At 47.1% G+C, this 19,497-nt stretch carries 16 protein-coding genes; 4 read left to right on the top strand and 12 right to left on the bottom strand.

What is annotated here, in order from left to right; all coding sequences use genetic code 11:
- Positions 1-31: 31 nt before the first annotated feature.
- The gene (gene cysS / locus JAO78_RS02590) at positions 32-1,411 is read right to left on the bottom strand and encodes a cysteine--tRNA ligase (RefSeq protein ID WP_226749786.1); all 1,380 of its coding nucleotides are present in this window, start codon (positions 1,409-1,411) and stop codon (positions 32-34) included.
- Between the two features lie 144 nt (positions 1,412-1,555).
- Here cysS and JAO78_RS02585 point away from each other — a divergent pair, with 144 nt between their 5' ends.
- Positions 1,556-2,050, top strand: coding sequence for a peptidylprolyl isomerase (locus JAO78_RS02585; RefSeq protein ID WP_226749785.1), 495 nt, complete (start codon positions 1,556-1,558; stop codon positions 2,048-2,050).
- A gap of 3 nt (positions 2,051-2,053) precedes the next feature.
- Entirely contained in the window at positions 2,054-2,794 is a 741-nt protein-coding gene (locus JAO78_RS02580; protein WP_226749784.1) for a UDP-2,3-diacylglucosamine diphosphatase, read from the top strand.
- On the opposite strand, the gene miaE is transcribed toward JAO78_RS02580, so the two are convergent.
- Positions 2,775-3,563: a tRNA isopentenyl-2-thiomethyl-A-37 hydroxylase MiaE gene (gene miaE, locus JAO78_RS02575; RefSeq protein ID WP_226749783.1), complete on the bottom strand. Its 789-nt coding sequence runs from the start codon at positions 3,561-3,563 to the stop codon at positions 2,775-2,777. The two genes, JAO78_RS02580 and miaE, sit on opposite strands and share 20 nt — an antisense overlap.
- Positions 3,564-3,750: 187 nt before the next feature.
- Between miaE and JAO78_RS02570 the strand changes: the two genes are divergently transcribed.
- Entirely contained in the window at positions 3,751-4,350 is a 600-nt protein-coding gene (locus tag JAO78_RS02570; protein WP_226749782.1) for a Yip1 family protein, read from the top strand.
- A gap of 92 nt (positions 4,351-4,442) precedes the next feature.
- On the opposite strand, the gene purF is transcribed toward JAO78_RS02570, so the two are convergent.
- The 10 genes from purF to fabB all read right to left on the bottom strand — a co-directional run bounded on the left by purF (position 4,443) and on the right by fabB (position 17,285).
- Positions 4,443-5,954: an amidophosphoribosyltransferase gene (gene purF, locus JAO78_RS02565; RefSeq protein ID WP_226749781.1), complete on the bottom strand. Its 1,512-nt coding sequence runs from the start codon at positions 5,952-5,954 to the stop codon at positions 4,443-4,445.
- 17 nt (positions 5,955-5,971) lie between these two features.
- A complete protein-coding gene (locus JAO78_RS02560; RefSeq protein ID WP_226749780.1) occupies positions 5,972-6,460 on the bottom strand; it encodes a CvpA family protein in 489 nt (162 codons plus the stop codon).
- 128 nt (positions 6,461-6,588) lie between these two features.
- Entirely contained in the window at positions 6,589-7,242 is a 654-nt protein-coding gene (locus JAO78_RS02555; RefSeq protein ID WP_226749779.1) for an SPOR domain-containing protein, read from the bottom strand.
- A gap of 8 nt (positions 7,243-7,250) precedes the next feature.
- The gene (folC, locus tag JAO78_RS02550) at positions 7,251-8,528 is read right to left on the bottom strand and encodes a bifunctional tetrahydrofolate synthase/dihydrofolate synthase (RefSeq protein ID WP_226749778.1); all 1,278 of its coding nucleotides are present in this window, start codon (positions 8,526-8,528) and stop codon (positions 7,251-7,253) included.
- A gap of 6 nt (positions 8,529-8,534) precedes the next feature.
- A complete protein-coding gene (gene accD, locus JAO78_RS02545; protein WP_226749777.1) occupies positions 8,535-9,407 on the bottom strand; it encodes an acetyl-CoA carboxylase, carboxyltransferase subunit beta in 873 nt (290 codons plus the stop codon).
- A 151-nt stretch (positions 9,408-9,558) separates the two neighbouring features.
- On the bottom strand, positions 9,559-10,347 hold the full coding sequence (gene truA, locus JAO78_RS02540; RefSeq protein WP_226749776.1) for a tRNA pseudouridine(38-40) synthase TruA: 789 nt from the start codon (positions 10,345-10,347) through the stop codon (positions 9,559-9,561).
- Between the two features lie 51 nt (positions 10,348-10,398).
- Complete coding sequence (locus tag JAO78_RS02535; protein WP_226749775.1) at positions 10,399-13,590, bottom strand: FimV/HubP family polar landmark protein; 3,192 nt, start codon at positions 13,588-13,590, stop codon at positions 10,399-10,401.
- Positions 13,591-13,815: 225 nt separating this feature from the next.
- Entirely contained in the window at positions 13,816-14,835 is a 1,020-nt protein-coding gene (locus JAO78_RS02530; protein WP_226749774.1) for an aspartate-semialdehyde dehydrogenase, read from the bottom strand.
- Between the two features lie 13 nt (positions 14,836-14,848).
- Positions 14,849-15,964, bottom strand: a complete 1,116-nt coding sequence (locus JAO78_RS02525) for a 4-phosphoerythronate dehydrogenase (RefSeq protein WP_226749773.1) — start codon at positions 15,962-15,964, stop codon at positions 14,849-14,851.
- 100 nt (positions 15,965-16,064) lie between these two features.
- The gene (gene fabB, locus JAO78_RS02520; protein WP_226749772.1) at positions 16,065-17,285 is read right to left on the bottom strand and encodes a beta-ketoacyl-ACP synthase I; all 1,221 of its coding nucleotides are present in this window, start codon (positions 17,283-17,285) and stop codon (positions 16,065-16,067) included.
- A gap of 165 nt (positions 17,286-17,450) precedes the next feature.
- On the opposite strand from fabB, the gene mnmC reads away from it, so the two are divergent.
- Positions 17,451-19,337, top strand: coding sequence for a bifunctional tRNA (5-methylaminomethyl-2-thiouridine)(34)-methyltransferase MnmC2/FAD-dependent 5-carboxymethylaminomethyl-2-thiouridine(34) oxidoreductase MnmC1 (gene mnmC / locus JAO78_RS02515; protein ID WP_226749771.1), 1,887 nt, complete (start codon positions 17,451-17,453; stop codon positions 19,335-19,337).
- Positions 19,338-19,497 lie beyond the last annotated feature (160 nt).

Below are 19,497 nucleotides of genomic sequence, written 5' to 3'. Positions count from 1 at the left end.
TCGGCGGTTTTTTTATTATGCAATGACCGTTTTAAGCCTTACGCCAACTGGTCACGCCATTTTTATCTTCAACAATAATGCCTTTAGCGGTTAATTCAGCGCGAGCCGCGTCAGCCGCGGCCCAATCTTTAGCGGCACGAGCCGCATTGCGCTTGGCAATTAACGCTTCAATTTCTGCCACATCGCTATCTGATGCGCCACTTTGTAAAAAGGTTTCGGCATCGCCCTGCAGCAAGCCCAGTACGCCCGCTAAAAGTGTCAGCAAACCCGCTAGCTCTGCGGCTTTTGCTGGCTCAGCCTCTTTAAAGCGATTCACCTCACGCGCTAATTCAAACAATACCGGCAAAGCTTCAGGCGTATTGAAGTCATCATCCATCGCGGCTTTAAAACGCACAATATACGGGCTGGCCAAATCAATGCTATGGCTTGGCGTTACTGTTCGCAGCGCAGTGTAAAGTCGTCCTAGCGCGGCATGTGCTTGCTCTAAGTTTTCTTTAGAGTAATTTAATTGGCTACGGTAATGGCTAGACAGAAGGAAATAACGTACCGCTTCTGCATTATATTCAGCTAATACGTCTTTTACCGTGAAAAAATTGCCAAGTGATTTCGACATTTTTTCTTTATCAACTTGCACCATACCAGTATGGATCCAGGTATTGACGTACTTTTGGCCATGGGCACAGGTAGATTGTGCGATCTCATTTTCATGGTGAGGAAACTGTAAGTCTGAACCGCCACCATGAATATCGAAATGTTCGCCCAAATGCTTAGCGCTCATGGCAGAACATTCAATATGCCAACCGGGCCGACCATTGCCCCAAGGTGAAGCCCAGAATGGCTCACCCGGCTTGGTGCCTTTCCATAACACAAAGTCTAATGGATCATCTTTATTTTGCGCCACTTCTACCCGAGAACCGGCTTGTAACATATCCAGGTTTTGTTGGCTTAACGCACCATATTCGGCATATTTACTGACATCAAACAGTACATCGCCATCCGCTGCAACATAGGCATAACCTTTGGCAACTAAGGTTTCGATCAGGCTAATAATCTCGGCCATGTGAGTGGTCACTTTTGGCTCAATATCGGCGGGTAATAGCCCTAAAGCTGCAAAGTCGGCATGCATTGCCGCGGTGAAGCGTGCGGTTAAAGCATCGCAACTTTCGTTGTTTTCTGCCGCGCGCTTAATAATTTTGTCGTCAACATCAGTGATATTTCGCACATAGGTCACGTCATAACCGCTAAAACGTAAGTAGCGATTAATGACATCAAAAGCAACGTAAGTGCGGGCATGCCCTACATGGCAGTGGTCGTAAATGGTAATGCCACAAACATACAAGGCCACTTTCCCCGGAATGATAGGTTTGAAGACTTCTTTTTGGCGGCTTAAGGTATTGTATATCTGTAACATTATGTCCTCTGACAGAAAATATGAATCATTAACAGCAAAATGCGCCGATTAGTTTAGCATTGGCAGATGCTAGCCGCTATCCTTGCTTTATGATTTGACGGCAGTGCGTTAGAATGACGCATCTGTAATGATAAGGAAAAAATGATGGTTAGCTTACATACTAATTTTGGCGTGATTAAATTAAATCTTTTTGCTGACAAGGCACCGGTGACCGTGGCTAACTTTATTAGCTACGTGAAAGATGGCTTTTTTGACAACACTATTTTTCACCGGGTGATTGACGGCTTTATGATCCAAGGCGGTGGTTTCACTGCAGATATGCAGCAAAAAGAGACAAAAGAAACCATTAAAAACGAGGCTAACAACCGCGTCGCGAACAGCAAAGGCACCATCGCTATGGCGCGAACCAGCGATCCGCATTCTGCCACCTCACAGTTTTTTATCAACGTTGCTGATAATAGCTTCTTAAACTTCAGTGCTGAAAACGCTCAAGGCTGGGGTTACTGTGTATTTGGTGAAGTGGTTGAAGGTATGGACGTGGTTGAAAAAATCAAAGCGGTACGCACGGGGCGTAACGCTGGTCACAGCGATGTACCGGTTGAGCCCGTAGTGATTGAACGTGCTGAGCTGAACGACTAAACCATGTCACACACGCTGTTTATTGCAGATTTGCATTTATCAGCAGAAAGGCCTGATATTACTCAGGCCTTTTTACAGTTTATTGCGCAGCAAGCGCCAGCGGCCGATGCACTGTATATTTTAGGCGATCTGTTTGAAGTCTGGATTGGTGACGATAATCCCGAACCGTTACTCGACACCGTTGCCAAGGTGTTAAAACCGCTCAGTCAGCACACGCCGATTTACTTTATCCATGGCAATCGTGATTTTTTATTAAAACAACATTATGCCAAACGTGCGGGGTTAATTTTATTACCGCAACAGCAGGTAATTGATCTTTACGGCACCCCCACCCTTATCATGCATGGCGATAGCTTATGCACGATGGATGTGGCTTATCAAAAGTTTCGACGTTGGTGGGATCAATCTTGGTGGCAACGATTGATGCTCTCATTACCCCTTTTTATTCGGCAAGCTTTAGCCCGCAAAGCGCGCGCCAAAAGCGCTATAGCCAAAGCACGTTATCAAACAATGGGTAGCGCCAACATTATGGATGTTACGCCAACGGAAGTGCCTAAAATAATGGCCGAGTATACCGTACAACATCTGATCCATGGCCACACACACCGCCCTGCGGTACATCAATTAACCGTCAACAACCAACCCGCTTTGCGCTATGTGCTGGGAGATTGGTATAGTCAAAGCAGTTATCTCAAGGTAACCGCCGATCACTGGCAACTGGTCTTTAACCCGCTTGCGCCATAAGCTCAGGCACTGGGCTACCACTATGAAATTTAAAGTCGTTATCCGCGGATAAAATTAACTCGGCTTCCTTCTCACCAAAAAAGGCTACGCGCGCACTGATATCCTGCCCAGCAATTTGCTCTGCAAGTTGCAGATAATCTTGATAATGCCGCGCTTCTGAGCGCAATAAAGACAAATAAAACTGACCAATATCCGCAGGCAAATGCGGCGCTAAAGTAGCAAAACGCTCACAAGAGCGTGCTTCGATGTAGGCTCCACAAATAAGCTTATCAATCAAAGCCGCTGGTTCATAAGTGCTAACATGACGCAACAAACCACGGGCATAGCGACTTGAGGTGATTTTTTCATAAGGCACATCATGTTGCTGCATCATTTCAAGCACTTGATAAAAATGATGTAACTCTTCTTTAATTAACAACACCATCTTATCGATAAGTTCTTGGCCATAAGCTGAATTCGATTTCGGTAACATCGACTTTTTCAGTTTGATATCCGCTAAGGCTTGCCATGTGCCATGCTGGCGATAAGTAAAGTCTTCATAAGGTTTCAGCCATTGTAGTAAGGCATCGGCACTTTGCTCATCTACCGCATAACGCCGGATCAGATACATCGCGGATTGCGCCGCTTTTAACTCACAAATCAGATGATCAGTTAACAGCATCGGTAAACGAGCCGGTTGCATTGCTTCATTTAACCAAGCTTGAGGCGTACTGCAGTGCAAAAACTGCTGAATGGGTGCTAATAAGGTCTGATATTCGTGGCTTAACATAAGGCGGTCTACTGATTGAACACGCCGCGCAGTATACCCGAAGGTAGCAATGTGCTCCAGCATCGACATGAAATGTTGAATTTTTCAACATTGTCCTTGACGAATCTGCGTTATTCAACCATAACTTTAATACGGGTAAATTTTTTAAGTTCCCGCACAAGGCGCTTCAATAATAAGGATAATAACGATGATTCTAAACCATTTGTGGGGCATCTACGCCCATCCAAAAGAAGAATGGCATACCATTGATGCCAGACATGAAAGTTTACGCTATAGCTTAATTCACATTTTACTGGTTGCTTTGATCCCTTCCATTTGCGCGTACTACTCGGCAGTGCATTTAGGCTGGAGCATTGGCGTTGGCGAAAAAATCTTTTTAACCGCAAATAGCGCTTTAATGCTGTCTGTTGCGATGTATTTTGCCTTAATTATTGGCGTGCTAGCGCTAGCACTTTTAGCACATTGGATGGCCCATACTTTTGGTGCTGAGCCGACTTACACTCAGACCTTAGAGTTGTCGTCATATACATCAACACCATTGTTTATGGTGGGTTTAGCCGCCTTATACCCTGAACTATGGTTTGTGATGGTGGTGGGTTTAGCGGGCTTAACGTATTCAGTGTATTTACTGTACGTTGGGGTGCCTATCTTAATGCACATTCCTGAAGAGCGCGGTTTTATTTATGCCAGCTCGGTAGTTACGTCAGGTTTAATTTTGTTAGTGACTTTACTTGCCGCCACTGCTATTTTGTGGAGCTCGGGCTTTGGCCCTGCTTTTACCCACTGATGGTAAAACCAAACGCATAATAATAAGACAAGGTAGACAGTAAAACGGCTGCATTTGCAGCCGTTTTTTTATACTTGCAACAACGACTTGGTTTAACCTTCGTTGTAAGTTTCTAAATTGGTTGCCATGTTCATGCTAGACGCCGCTTTCACATCGTCACTACGTAATTGATCAAGACGATTTAAATAATCTTGATCAATATCGTTGGTAACATAATGACCATCAAACACCGACGTTTCAAAATGGGTAATGTCCGGGTTTTCTGTTCTCACTGCGGCAATCAAATCTGGCAATGATTGGAAAATCAGGGCATCCGCGCCGATGATCTGACAAATACTGTCCACATCATGACCATGAGCAATGAGCTCATTGGCTGACGGCATATCAATACCATACACATTCGGGAAACGTATTTCTGGTGCTGCCGAAGCGAAATACACTTTCTTCGCACCCGCTTCGCGCGCCATTTCGATGATTTGACCCGAAGTGGTGCCACGGACGATTGAATCATCCACCAACAACACGTTCTTACCTTTAAACTCTTGCCAGATCGCATTCAATTTACGCTTCACCGATTTTTTACGCTCTGTTTGGCCAGGCATAATAAAGGTACGGCCAATATAACGGTTTTTCACAAAACCTTGGCGGTAAGGTAAATTTAATACATTGGCAATTTCTAAAGCCGCATCATTACTGGTTTCTGGGATCGGGATAACCACATCAATATCCAGATGCGACCATTCCCGTTTTAATTTTTTACCGAGGTAAGTTCCCATCGCGACACGAGAAGCATAAACCGAAATATTGTCGATGGTTGAATCAGGACGCGCAAAATAGACGTACTCAAAAATACAAGGGGTATAACTTGGGTTCTCGGCGCACTGCATGCTGTGTAATTCACCTTCCTCGGTGATGTACACGGCTTCACCTGGTGAAATATCCCGTAATACGGTAAAGCCATCCGCATCAAGGGCTACGCTTTCTGAAGCGACCATATACTCAGTACCCGCCGCAGTTTCACGTTTGCCCATCACTAACGGGCGGATCCCGTTCGGGTCACGGAAGGCGAGTAAGCCATGGCCAATAATCAGCGCCACCGCCGCATAACCGCCTCGTACTTTGCGATGTACATTGGCCAGCGCTTTGAAGATTTGCTCAGGCTCTAGCTTCATATTCGGTTGAATGGCTAATTCGTGCGCCAACACATTTAACAACACTTCTGAGTCAGAGGTCGTGTTCACATGACGACGCGCTAAACGAAAGATTTCGTCTTTTAGCTCATGCGCATTAGTCAGATTGCCATTGTGCGCTAAAGCGATACCAAAGGGGCTGTTAACGTAAAACGGCTGCGCTTCTGCGGTGCTTGACGAACCAGCGGTAGGGTAACGCACATGCCCAATTCCGATATTACCGGCCAGACGCTGCATATGACGTATCTCAAATACGTCTTTGACCAGACCATTGGCCTTGCGCAAGCGCAAGGTATTATTATCGACCGTAACGATACCCGCAGCATCCTGACCACGGTGTTGCAAGACTGTCAGACCATCATACAGCGCCTGATTAACGGGATACTTACCTACGATTCCAACAATACCACACATTGATTTTTCCTCGCCGGCTATGGCTTTTGCATAAAACTAGAACGGCTTTGCAGATATTCGAAAAACCATTCAATAATAAAACCAAACTCAGGGATCAAGCTAGATTGGCTCCACCAATCAGCCGCCGCCGCAGGAGTAAAGGCGTCAATAAAAAATAATACGGCACTGACCACTAACACACCGCGCAACGCTCCAAATACCAGCCCAAGCAACCTGTCTGTGCCAGATAAGCCGGTAGACTGGACGAGTTTGCCAACGACATAGTTGATCAGCGCGCCCACAATAAGCGCGCAAATAAATAAAATGGCAATAGCGGAAGCATTACGCAGCGTGGGTTCAGAAATATTTGTGAAAAAACTGGCTAGATGGGGGTAATACGAGCTGGCAATAAAGAAAGCCGCGATCCATACGGTCAAAGAAATAGCTTCTTTTACAAAGCCTCGGACCAGACTGATCACAGCGGAGAGAGCTATGACCGCCAAGATGACAAAATCAACCCAACTCATTTGCTACCAAAGGTTGCCTAACAACGGGGCGCATTCTAACAAATTGCCGACCCAAATAGCTAGGGAATGTTCATAAACAAGTGATCCGTTTGTTTATTACAAAAGGAAACAACTCGTGTCTATCAAACTCAGTTGATTTCTGTAGGTTGATAATTACTGATCGTCAGCTTTGCAATACCGGTTAATTGTTGCAGCTTACCCAGACCTTGCTCAAGACGCTCGCGCCGTACTTCAGGACCAACAAAAACACTGGTTAACGGCTGGCCATTGCTGTTAGTAATGCTGCGGGTAAAGGTGGCAAAACCGGCTTGTCTTAATTTTGCCTCTAACGCACTGGCGTTTTGCGGATTACTAAAACTACCCACTCGTACCACCCATGCAGCTTGATTAAGCGCTACGGCCGTTTTCGTTGGCGTTGTGCTTGGGGTTGCTTCAACAACTTTAGTAGGCGTAGCAACTTTTTCAGCTTCGGTTGTGCCGGCGGTAACTTGGGCATATTGTTGCGAGGGTAAGTTAGCACTATCACTGCTATTATCAGCGTCATCCAAGACATCGACATCATCTATCAGCTGGCTGTTAACGGCTTGTTGTTTGGCCGCAAACTCATCATCAGGAAACGGCTGAACCTGTTGTACACCAACGAATTCTGGGCGATCGGGAATAACTTTAAAATCATCTTTAACGACTTGTTTTTCACCATCGAGTAAGTCTGGCAAAAAGATAATGCCGGCCAAAACCAAAATACTGGTACCCAATAGCCGATGTTTAAATTTTGCTATCATTGCTCCTCCTACTGAAGCGCCAATACCGCAGAAACGGTAACAAAAGAGCCGAAAATGACCAAGAGATCCGTAGGCTGCAAGGCACTGACGATAGTCTGATAAGCCTGAGCAACAGAGTCATGCTCAGTAGCGTTAGATGCACTGGCCTGATCGACACTGGCCAATGCCTGCTGTAATTGCGTACTGCTGGCGCCGCGGTTACCCGGTAAGCTGACAAGATGCCATTGCGTCACACAAGACGTCAAGGGCTGTAATGCTTGGCGCACGTCTTTGTCTTTTAACATGCCAACTAAGGCAATAATTTGCCGATAGCGCGGCTGCAATAATTGTAACTGCGTCGCTAAATAAGCCGCCGATTGCGGATTATGCGCTACATCTAACAAAATAGTTGGGTTTTGTTGCAACTGTTGCATACGCCCGGGCAAGGTTAACGTGCTTAAGCAGTGCTTTAACACGGGTTCGCTTGGCAGCTGCCCTAATTGTTCTAACACCGCTAAACTGGTGGCAACGTTTTGTACTGGCACTTGTGGTATGGGTAAGTCCGCAAACTGTTGTTGCTGCCCTTGCCAATACCATTGCTCTGCACTAACGTGATAGTGAAAGTCGGTTCCCACTTGCTTTAACACAGCACCTAGCGTCGTGGCCACCTGACTCAAGCTGGCTGGTGGCGTTAATTCGCCAGATATCGCCACCTTAGTAGAACGAAACACGCCGGCTTTCTCTCGACCAATACTTTCACGATCTGGGCCAAGCCAATCCTGATGGTCTAAATCAATTGTGGTGATGACGCTGATGGTCGGATCGACAATATTTGTTGCATCTAAACGCCCGCCCAGCCCAACCTCAATTAAACAGTAATCGGGTTGCTGAGCGCGTAAAATGGCAAAAGCCACCAAGGTCGTAAACTCAAAGTAACTTAATGGCACATCAAGCCGTAATTGCTCAACTAATTGAAAAGCGGTCAGCCAATCGGCATCAACCACATCAGTACCATTCAGGCGTAAGCGTTCATTAAACTGCAGTAAATGCGGTGAACTATAAACACCGACAGTAAAACCTTGGGCCAGCAGCAAATGCTCTAACGTACGAGCGGTGGTACCTTTACCATTGGTACCGGCTATCAACACAACCGTTCCAGGCAGTTGTGCCAAATCACCGCGAGCAGCCACTTGCCGCACACGATCTAAGCCAAGCTCAATTTTATCAATCGGATGACTTTGCTCTATATAACAAAGCCAATCGGCCAGGGTTTGGCACGATTGGCTATTTAATTGTTGGACCGACATAAATCCCTAGGATGCATCACGCTCCGCCACTGGCGCAGGTAGTCGCATAAACTTAGCCATAAGTCGGGCAATTGTATCGCGCATTTCACGGCGGTCAACAATCATATCAATTGCACCGTGTTCTAATAAGAATTCACTACGTTGGAAGCCTTCTGGCAGCTTTTCACGTACGGTTTGTTCAATAACCCGAGGACCGGCAAAACCGATTAACGCTTTAGGTTCACCGATGTTGATATCGCCCAGCATCGCTAAACTCGCAGAAACACCACCCATAGTTGGATCAGTTAATACCGAGATATAAGGCAAGCCTTGCTCGCTCATTTTCGCTAATGCCGCACTGGTTTTCGCCATTTGCATTAAAGAAAATAAGGCTTCTTGCATACGAGCGCCACCACTGGCAGAGAAACAAACAAAAGGGACTTTATGCTTTAAAGCATATTCGACACCGGCAACAAACTTAGCCCCCACCACGGAAGCCATCGAACCGCCCATAAACTCGAACTCGAACGCCGCGGCAACAATTGGATTACCATGCAAAGTACCGTGCATCACCACCATAGCATCTTTTTCATTAGTGGCTTTTTGGGCAGCAACAATACGATCTTTGTATCGCTTGCTGTCTTTAAATTTTAGCAGATCTTGTGGTTCAAGCTCAGCGGCTAACTCATGAGTGCTGCTCGCATCAAAAAAGCTTTGTAAACGCGCACGAGCCGATACACGCATATGGTGATCGCATTTAGGACAGACACCTAGATTGCGGTCTAGATCCGCTTTATACAGCACCGCATCGCAAGAAGTACATTTAGTCCAGACACCTTCTGGAATATTGCGGCGACCAGAAGACGATGTTCTAGGTAGAATCTTTTCTAACCAACTCATAGAGGTTTCCTAATCTGTCATAGTCGATAACACAGGGCTAACGACGGAAAAATACGTAAAAAACACTGATATAGCGTAAATGCAGCTATTAAAACACATATTGAGTACTGTCGAATACAGAAAACTGGTCTTAGTAGTCAGTGCTATCTGCCTAGGTAGCCGGTAAAAACAGCGGCCCTAGTGCCACTTTCGGGATCGCAAACTGCTCAGGGTAATCGACTTCAACTAAATACAAACCACCCGGCTTCGCCGTTGCAGCAGCAAGATTACGATCTTTACTGGCTAACAATTCAGCTAACCAGCTTACAGGGCGGCGGCCCATACCAATTTCCAGTAAACTGCCGGTAATATTACGCACCATATGATGTAAAAAGGCATTGGCTTTAATGTCTATGACAATGAAATCGCCTATTCGTGCGATTCGCAGATGATGCACATTTCGAAACGGCGTATTTGATTGGCACTGCATAGCGCGAAAAGCGCTAAAATCTTGTTCGCCCAGCAAGGCAGGTGCCGCTTGCTGCATTAAGGCTATATCAAGATCTTGATGGTAATGACTCAAACCCGCCCGTAAAATGGCCGGTCGATATTTATGATTATAGATGACATAACGATAACGACGCGCCGTTGCGCTAAAACGGGCATGAAAATCATCAGGAACCTCTTTGGCCCAGCGCACAGCAATTTGATCAGGCAGCTGAGCATTTGTACCCATCACCCAGGCTTTCATATCGCGATCAGCACTGCAATCAAAATGCACGACTTGACCGGTTGCATGCACACCGGCATCGGTGCGACCGGCACAAAATAATTCAATCGGCTGATTAGCCACCTTGGCTAATGCCTGTTCCACTTCTTGTTGCACGCTGTTGACTTCGCGCTGACGCTGCCAGCCATAAAAGCTGGCACCATCATACTCAATACCTAACGCAATTCGCATCACTGGCCCTCTGTTAACTGCGCGGATTATAACGCAGCTAACCGATTATACCTACTCTGCTCTGAGCGCTTTCACTTCTGCTTTTATGTGTTCAGGCGCGTTGGAAGTGAGAATTTCTCCAATCAGCAGTTCTGCACTTTCGGCTTCATCCATTTCTAAATAAGCGCGAATCAAATCCAGTTTGCCGGCAAAACCTTCATCTTCTTTATCAACGTCCATCTTAGTATGTTCGCCAATAATACCGGCATAATCCTCTAAGCCGACATCCACATTTAATTGATTGAAACGCTGCTCATCTTCATCAGCATGCTCCATGGCAGATAACAAATTATCAATTTCAACAAAGTCATCATCTGAAATGGCCGGCTCATCGCTGATCTCCGCGGCTGTAGATTCGGCATTAGAAATAGCGAAAGCATCGTTGGCCTGCTCAACATCGTTGTCTGCCTGGGTAACGTTTTGATCTACCGCTAACTCATTTAATAACGAATCGAACTGACTGTCTTCCAGCTCGGTTAGGTTAAATTCCTCTGGGCTCAGTTCTGGGATAGCATCTTCGTCTTCGTTTTCACTCTGCTCAGCTAAGGCAGCAGCTAATTCTTCATCGCTAAATTCTGCAGCAGACTCATTGGTTAATTGCTCAATTTGCTCGGCAAGCTGGCTAAACTCATCGTCATCCGCAGTATCGTCTGACATGGCTAATTCAGGATAGCTGTCCAGTACTTTACTGGGGTTTTCTACAGACAGTGCCGCTTCTGAAGGGCGCGTGACTGAATTATCCTCATCTGAAGCTAAGTCCAGTAATAATTCTGCATCGCCTTCTGGCTCGGCATCACTGTCTAAAGCGACATCAGGGAAATGCTCTGACGATTCCGCTGTTAGAGCATTCTCAACCGCCTCTTCGTCAGCCGATGTATCTGGTCGGGTTAGCTCTGCCGCAGCATCATCAGTGTCCGTTGTGACAGCATCATTAAGCGCTTGAGCTTCAGAGTGTTCTGCCAACTCATCGGCAGTCGCGTCATCAGGTTCAGTTAATAAGTTCGTAAGATCATGGCTAAACTCGTCTTCTGCCGTTAACGTCTGGGCAATATCAGACTCAGCGTCTTCGTTCAGCAAATCGGCAATCTGTTGCACGGATGTTGCGTGCTCTGAGGCTTTTCGAGCAGCGCTGCTTTCGCTGCTATCAGAAGCGGTCTGCTCATTCAGCTGCTCGTCGATAGCAGGTAACGCGATGTCTTCAGCTAGGCTTAGTTCGTCACTCAACCGCTTAGCAGCGGCAAGCTCGAGCTCATCATCAATTAACGCTTCGCCTGCTGCCAGTTCGGTTTCTTCCGGCAGCTCACACTCAGTCACTAAATCATCATCAGCCGCCGCTTGGTCAGTAATAATGTCATCAACACCGCCTTGTGCAGTGGTGTCGATTAAATCCATGTCATCAAGCGCTTCAAGGGTGAGTTCATCGACATCCGCCTCACGAACCTCAGGGGCTGTCGCTTGCGATTGCTCCGCTGCCGCTTGCTCTAAGATATCGTCAAGCTCGGCATTCAATTGCTCTTCATCTGCAGATAAGCTGTCTGCATCTTCCGCTTCAATCGATTCTGCAGCCAATTGCTCGGCAAAGTCATCTAAATCAGAATTATCAAAACGGGCTTCTGTGGCTAATAAACGTTCGCGCTCATTATCTAACAGTAACTCGTCAATATCATCAGCATCGAGTTCGTCTGTTGCGGCATCGACTGCCTCGTCAGCAGACCTATCCAGCACATCGTCGTTAAGCTCTGCGGCTTCTTCAAGCTCATCATTATTTGTCGGCACGGGCGTAGAGTAGGGCTCATCATCCGGCAGCTCAACTTCAATTTCTTCAATATGATCGTTAACATCATCTGCAGTCTCGCGCTCTGGCGCAATAGGTTCTGCTGCTAGCTTGGCTGTTTCTGCCTCACTCGGATCCGCTAACTCAATAACATCATCATCGTCATCAGCCATTAATAAGGCCGATAAATCCGTATCCGACAAAATATTATCCGGGTCGAAATCTAATTCTTCCACGCCTTCTAATTGAATATCGTGCTCTTCCCGCACCGGCGTTACCGGATCTAAGGCGTCGTCATCAACATCTAAACGATCATCATCCATGCCATCTAACATGTCCGTGCGCAGTGGATCCGGCTCAACTAACTCGTTAATTAAAATATCGTCACTGAAATCCGGTAATGTATCATCTTCAAGGCTATCATCTAGGGCACTGACTGCACTTGGACTGGCTTCATCAAAATCGTTTTTAAACAGATCGTCATCCATATCGAGCAGGCTTTCGTCAAAATCCTGACTATTGTCGATAGGTGGCACCGGTGATTTATAGCCTGCCGAGGTCTGTGGCTCTTTGATCGCATTCGCTACCGCTTCTTCGGTTTGCCGCCCACGCCGTTTAACCCAAGCGATAAAGCCCATCAATAACAAAATAGCGGGTAACGACGCAGCAAGCGCCCACGTAATCGGATTGTTGAGCCAATTGGAGGCTTCTGCTTCTGCAGCTGCGGCGGCTGCAAGTTGCGCGGCTTCCTCCGCTTCGCGTCGGGCTTGTTGCTCGGCCAAAATTTGCTGCTGTTGTTGCAGTAGTTGGTTAAGCTGCTGTTGTAACAAGCTGTCTTCCGCTAATTGCGCTTTTAAGCCTTCAAGCTCTTGTTCCACTCGCCCTAACGAACCACGTAATTGCTGGTTTTCCAGTGCTATACCTTCAATTAATTGAATGGAGTCTTGATATTGATCTTTTAGAGCGTTCAGCTCTGCAGCGGTTTGTTGCTGCACGACATTAGGTTTATTAGCTTCTTCGCGTGCTTTGGCGCGGGCAGCAGCATCACGCGCGACTTTTTTCGCCCACTCAGCATCATCGCTATCGGCTTTACGTCGAGCGACTTCGGGATCAACCAAACGAATCTCACGCAACTCAGGGACAATTAAAATGGCACCAGGCCGTAAATGATTGAAGTTGGCGTCATTAAACGCACCAGGGTTTTTCATGAAAAGTGCGTACATCACTTGGAATGTGGTTACACTGTCGCTAGGCTTGACCTGCTCGGCGATACGCCACAAAGTGTCGCTGGGTGTTAAAGGGCCAAATTGCTTTTGCAATAGCACACTATCCGCGTTTTTCGGGCCACGGATCTGCGTCGGCGCAGACTGAGCCAGCACCATCGACGAAAAATTGACTAACAGCAAAAGTAAAATTATACGAACAGGCATCAGGATTCCTTAGCCGAGCACCTAGACTCACGTTAAAGCAAAATCATATGATAGTGTTATGCAAGCAGTGTTCCATTATTACTGCTGCTGACTCAACAAATATAATGCAGTTAGCCTCGGCTTACCAGTAAATAGCAACAAGCTCTGTTGTTTACCGCTATAAATAACACAGAGCGCCCTAAGGCGCTCTGTGATTTGTGACTCAATTAACCCGCCAAAACGGTATTACAAATAATCACGAATTAAGTGCTCAGCAATTTGAATACTATTGGTGGCAGCACCTTTGCGAATATTATCTGCCACAACCCACAAGTTTATGCCGTTTTCATGGGTAATATCTTGCCGTATACGCCCAACAAACACCTCATCTTTGCCTGTTGCGTTACTCACCTGCGTTGGAAAATCAGCGTTATTTTCAAATAACACCACGCCTGGGGCATTCGCTAAGAGCACTTTAACTTGCTCAACGGTAATCGGCATCCGCGTTTCTATGTGGACCGCCTCAGCGTGACCAAAAAACACCGGCACACGTACCGCTGTTGCATTAACACCAATGCTGTTATCACCCAGAATTTTTTGCGTTTCCCAATGCATTTTCATTTCTTCTTTGGTGTAACCGTTATCCATAAACACATCAATTTGCGGGATCACGTTAAAAGCGATCTGCCGAGCGAAATGGCCCCCTTCTTCTAAAGGCCGACCATTTAATAACTGCGCTGTTTCTTGGGCTAAGGCTTCAACTGCCGCTTGGCCAGCACCGCTTACCGATTGATAAGTCGCCACATTAATACGGCTGATCCCCACGGCATCATGAATGGGCTTTAAAGCGACCAACATTTGGATCGTAGAGCAGTTTGGGTTAGCAATAATATTACGATTACGATAATCTGCAATGGCTTCTGGGTTAACTTCGGGCACTACTAACGGAATATCCGCTTCGTATCGATAGTGTGAGGTGTTATCAATCACCACACAGCCTGCATCTGCGGCTTTTGGAGCATAAATAGCTGACACGCTACCACCGGCTGAAAACAAACCAATTTGAGCTTGACTCCAGTCAAAAGTATCCGCATCTAACACGGTAATTTTTTTGCCTTTAAAGGTAACAGTGCCACCGGCAGAGCGGCTGCTAGCCAAAGGAAATAGCTGGGCAACAGGGAAATCGCGCTGCTCTAATATTTCAATTAAATGTTGGCCTACCAAGCCCGTCGCGCCTAGGACTGCGACATTATATTGTGACGCCATCTGATGCATCCTCTTAAATCTGACTATTAAAGCCCAATTGGCCAAGCCAGGCCGGTACGGCCTGACCGACAAGCTGCAGCGCGCTGTATTCGCGCCGTGCGGGATATGACTTTCTTAGCCAGTCAAACCCATGTTGTTGCAGGTGTTGCCGCAATAAAGCGTCATCACGCCGCACATCATATAACATTCTTGCGACACTTTGGACATCCGGAAGCCCAAAATTAGCAGAAATTTGTAATTTCTCTACAGCAGGCCGAGGTAACAAGGCCGCTAATGCGATTTCTGGCGTGACTCCCAGTAACTCACAACAGCGTTGATACAGCATTTCTGTGCCGCGCGCTTTACCTTCAACACTGTGACCAGCAATATGCGCGGTTGCGATATCACAGTAAGGCAATAACGCTTGTAGGATATCAGGTTCTTGCTCCCATACATCGAGGACCAAAGGGCGACGATGCTGTTGCTGCGCCGCTAATAACGCTTGGTTATCAATAACCCCGCCGCGAGAAGCGTTAATCAAGGCACACTGCGGTTTTAAACTGGCTAGCGTGGCATCATTAAACAGGTGCCACGTAGCATTGGGCCCTTGTTTTTGCATGGGGGTATGCAGGCTAACAATGTCGGCTTGCTGACAAAGTGTTGTAAAGTCGGTGTGTGGAAAATCCGGCTCTTGCGCTGCACGTATTGGGTCACAAAGTAAAACCGGGATCCCTAAAGCATTTAACGCCCGCGCTAAACGCCCACCGATATTGCCTACGCCAACAATACCGACCGTTTTATCGGTTAACTGCCATTGATAACGCTCGGCTAAACACCACATACTGCTGAGTACATATTCCACTACCGACTGTGCATTACAGCCCGGTGCAGCACTAAACGCAATATTTTGACGCTGCAAGTAAGCCTGATCAATATGATCTGTGCCAATCGTCGCGGTACCCACAAAACGCAACTGCTGATTGTCGGCGAGTAGCATAGGCCCTACTGGCGTGACTGAACGCACTAACAAAATATCAGCCTGACTCAGTTGTGCAGCCGTGACCTTGCGCCCATCAAAGGTTGTGACCTCGCCTAACTGCGAAAAAAACTCATGCACTAACGGCATATTTTCATCAGCATAAATTTGCATTCATCGGCACTCCACTGGTTTTAACGTTAAGTGTAACAAAGTTACACGGCTAACAAAGCAAAAGGCGCCATCAAGGCGCCTTTTAAATCAACCTATTAGCTTATTTTGCGTCGTTATAACGCTGTAACACTAAGGTTGCATTCGTGCCACCGAAACCAAAACTGTTCGACATCACCGTATTTAATACTGCATCTCGTGTTTCAGTCACGATATCTAAACCTTTGGCCGCATCATCTAATTCACCAATGTTGATCGATGGGGCAATAAAGTTATGCTGTAGCATCAGCATAGAATAGATGGCTTCGTGCACACCGGCAGCGCCTAAAGCATGGCCTGTCATGGCTTTAGTTGCACTAATAGCAGGCGTTTTACCGGCAAAGACTTCTTGGATCGCCCCTAACTCTTTGACATCTCCGACTGGAGTACTGGTGCCGTGAGTATTCACATAATCAATGGGTGCGCTAACATCTTGCATCGCCATCTGCATACAGCGAATGGCGCCTTCACCACTGGGGGCAACCATGTCATAGCCATCTGAAGTGGCACCATAGCCGACGATTTCAGCATATATGGTAGCGCCACGCGCTAGCGCATGCTCTAATTCTTCAACCACCACAATACCGCCGCCGCCGCTGATCACAAAACCGTCACGGTTAGCATCGTAGGTGCGCGACGCAAGTTCTGGCGTATCATTGTAACGAGAAGATAAAGCGCCCATGGCATCGAATTCCATCGCCAGTGTCCAATGCACTTCTTCACCACCACCGGCAAACACGATATCTTGTTTACCCAGTTGGATCAACTCCATGGCATGGCCAATACAGTGCGCGCTGGTAGCACAAGCTGAACTGATGGAATAGTTAACGCCTTTAATTTTAAATGGCGTAGCTAAACAGGCTGAACAGGTACTCGACATGGTTTTAGGGACAGCATAAGGGCCAACACGCTTAACGCCTTTTTCACGTAATATATCCGCCGCTTCAACCTGTGTTTTAGAAGAAGCACCGCCAGAGCCGACGACTAAACCGACGCGTGGATCTGAGATTTGCTCTAAACTTAAACCGGCATCTTCCATCGCTTCTTGCATGGCAATGTAAGAATATGCTGCAGCATCGCCCATAAAACGCATCGCTTTGCGGTCAATCAGGGTGGCAGGATCCAACTTAATGTCGCCCCACACTTGTGAGCGTAATCCCAGTGTAGCAAACTCTTCCGCCCGGCTAATGCCAGACTTGCCCGCTTTTAACGCGGCTAATACTTCTGCTTTATTGTTACCAATACTGGATACAATACCTAAACCGGTGATTACGGCTCTTTTCATTCTGTCTCCTAGACCTATTTATTAAGGCTCATTAAAAATTTGCGTCTTATTCTACGGCTTTTCCGCAAAAAACTGGTCTGCTTTCAGCGAACAGTTGTACTCTGTTTTCAATTTTGCTTGAGCCTGAGGTAAACTACAAGTTGAATTTTCTGCACAGGCTCCAGCATGCAACCTTTATCCAACGCTCGCATTCATTTTAATCAGCAAGGCGCCCCCGTTGCCAGCGACTTCGAAGATATCTATTTTTCAGATGAAGGCGGCCTTGGCGAAACAGATTACGTGTTTTTACAGCAAAATGGCTTACCCGAACGCTGGTTACAACAGAGTAAAACGTATTTTCATGTGCTGGAAACAGGTTTTGGTACGGGTGCCAATTTTTTAGTTTGTTGGCAACGTTTTCAGCAATTTCGAGCCCAAAATCCAAGTGCACCCTGTCAGCGTTTATATTTTAGTAGCGTGGAGAAATTTCCGATCAGTGCCACCGATCTGCAAAAGGCACTGGCTTGTCATCACGAGTTAGCCGAATTTAGCCAAGCATTATTAAAAGCTTATCCGCCTGCGGTAGCAGGATGTCATCGCTTAGTGTTTGCTGAGGGCCAGGTTATTTTGGATTTATGGCTAGGTGACGCTAATGATTTATTACCCCAATTCCCGACAGACCACCAGGTTGATGCCATTTTCTTAGATGGTTTTGCGCCCTCGAAAAACCCTGAAATGTGGCAAGTCAGCTTATTTGAGCAACTCTTTCGGTTAGCCGCTCCTGAATGCACACTGGCCACCTTTACCTGTGCGGGTATTGTAAAACGCGGCTTGCAACAAGCGGGCTTTCAGATTAAAAAAGTTAAAGGCTATGGCCGTAAACGCGAAATGCTCACCGCTACTGTACCGACAGAACGCCAGCTAGAAAAAACCCACAGCATAAGCCAGCGAGCGGCTGCCATTAGTCATATCACCATTATTGGTGGCGGTTTGGCAGCACTTTGCAGCGCAGACGCTTTACTAAAGCGCGGTATCAAGGTGCAATTACTTTGTGCGGATGCGGATGTGGCACAGCGTGCCTCGCACAATCGACAAGGCGCGCTTTATCCCAACTTAACAGTACAACCAACGGTCGCTTCGTTGCTGCACTGCCACGCCTTTCATTATGCCAAACAGTTTTATCAGCATTATCATGCACTGGGATTAGACTTTCCGTTGCAGTTTTGCGGCATGCTACATCTTGCTACCACAACGCATTTAGCGACGCGCCAGCAAAAGATGGCCGCGAAGGCGAGCTGGCCAAATGACCTGGTCAATTTTGTCGATGCCGCAAAGGCATCCACCTTAGCCGGCATTGCCTTGCAGCACAGCGGCATATTCTTGCCAACAGCTGGCTGGCTGGGCCCTCAAGCATTTTGCCAAGCAATGCTAGCTCATTTGCAGCAACAACAGGGGTTTGAAGTGCGATTTAATTGCGATGTCACCGCTTTACACTCCTTAGCAACAGGCTGGCAAATCGAAACGGCAGACCATACTTATAACGCCCAGCATTTGCTGGTGGCAACTGGTGCCGATATTGGTCAGCTCGCACCACTGGCCGCATTACCTGTTAATCGTGTCCGGGGGCAAGTGAGTCATGTGCAGGCACCAGAGATCAGTCAGTTACGCACTGTGATCTGTCATAAAGGCTATCTCACGCCGGCTTGGCAAGGCGAGCACAGTGTCGGCGCAACCTTTGACCGTGATGGTCAGATCGCTCAAACAACCACAGAAGATGATCAGCAAAACATTGCCGAGTTACAACAGCAACTGGGGCAACCCGCTTGGAGTTCGGCCATAACGGCCATTTCAGCAAAGGCAGCCTTTCGCGCTACCGTACCTGATCGTTTGCCCATAGTCGGTCAGATGGCGGCGCTGAAAAACCTATGGGTGATGACAGGTTTAGGGGCTCGAGGCTTATTATACGCACCGCTATTAGCAGAATTACTCGCCTGTCAATTGGCGGCAGAACCGCTACCGCAGGGCAGCCATGCGATAGCACAGCTGGCTGCTAATCGCTTTAACAAAGGCTAGTGTTGCAAGATAAAGCAAGTAAAGACGCTTAAGTTCAGCTTGGCCGAGGCGTCTGTGCATTATCATAAAAAATACTCGCAATAGCCCGATCGCGCTAGTGAAACCCAGCCGCGCAGCAGGTACCTCTGGAAATACTTCGTCGCCAGTAGTAGTCAAAGCA

This window comes from Alishewanella maricola (assembly GCF_016343785.1).
In the GTDB taxonomy this organism is placed as follows: domain Bacteria; phylum Pseudomonadota; class Gammaproteobacteria; order Enterobacterales; family Alteromonadaceae; genus Alishewanella; species Alishewanella maricola.
Note: the sequence above shows the minus strand (reverse complement) of the source record. Positions and strands in the feature narration are given on the sequence as shown.

Excerpts from the sequence above, each read along its gene's own strand:
- cysS (WP_226749786.1), bottom strand. The coding sequence starts at position 1,411 with ATGTTACAGATATACAATACCTTAAGCCGCCAAAAAGAAGTCTTCAAA.
- JAO78_RS02585 (WP_226749785.1), top strand. The coding sequence starts at position 1,556 with ATGGTTAGCTTACATACTAATTTTGGCGTGATTAAATTAAATCTTTTT.
- JAO78_RS02580 (WP_226749784.1), top strand. The coding sequence starts at position 2,054 with ATGTCACACACGCTGTTTATTGCAGATTTGCATTTATCAGCAGAAAGG.
- miaE (WP_226749783.1), bottom strand. The coding sequence starts at position 3,563 with ATGTTAAGCCACGAATATCAGACCTTATTAGCACCCATTCAGCAGTTT.
- JAO78_RS02570 (WP_226749782.1), top strand. The coding sequence starts at position 3,751 with ATGATTCTAAACCATTTGTGGGGCATCTACGCCCATCCAAAAGAAGAA.
- purF (WP_226749781.1), bottom strand. The coding sequence starts at position 5,954 with ATGTGTGGTATTGTTGGAATCGTAGGTAAGTATCCCGTTAATCAGGCG.
- JAO78_RS02560 (WP_226749780.1), bottom strand. The coding sequence starts at position 6,460 with ATGAGTTGGGTTGATTTTGTCATCTTGGCGGTCATAGCTCTCTCCGCT.
- JAO78_RS02555 (WP_226749779.1), bottom strand. The coding sequence starts at position 7,242 with ATGATAGCAAAATTTAAACATCGGCTATTGGGTACCAGTATTTTGGTT.
- folC (WP_226749778.1), bottom strand. The coding sequence starts at position 8,528 with ATGTCGGTCCAACAATTAAATAGCCAATCGTGCCAAACCCTGGCCGAT.
- accD (WP_226749777.1), bottom strand. The coding sequence starts at position 9,407 with ATGAGTTGGTTAGAAAAGATTCTACCTAGAACATCGTCTTCTGGTCGC.
- truA (WP_226749776.1), bottom strand. The coding sequence starts at position 10,347 with ATGCGAATTGCGTTAGGTATTGAGTATGATGGTGCCAGCTTTTATGGC.
- JAO78_RS02535 (WP_226749775.1), bottom strand. The coding sequence starts at position 13,590 with ATGCCTGTTCGTATAATTTTACTTTTGCTGTTAGTCAATTTTTCGTCG.
- JAO78_RS02530 (WP_226749774.1), bottom strand. The coding sequence starts at position 14,835 with ATGGCGTCACAATATAATGTCGCAGTCCTAGGCGCGACGGGCTTGGTA.
- JAO78_RS02525 (WP_226749773.1), bottom strand. The coding sequence starts at position 15,964 with ATGCAAATTTATGCTGATGAAAATATGCCGTTAGTGCATGAGTTTTTT.
- fabB (WP_226749772.1), bottom strand. The coding sequence starts at position 17,285 with ATGAAAAGAGCCGTAATCACCGGTTTAGGTATTGTATCCAGTATTGGT.
- mnmC (WP_226749771.1), top strand. The coding sequence starts at position 17,451 with ATGCAACCTTTATCCAACGCTCGCATTCATTTTAATCAGCAAGGCGCC.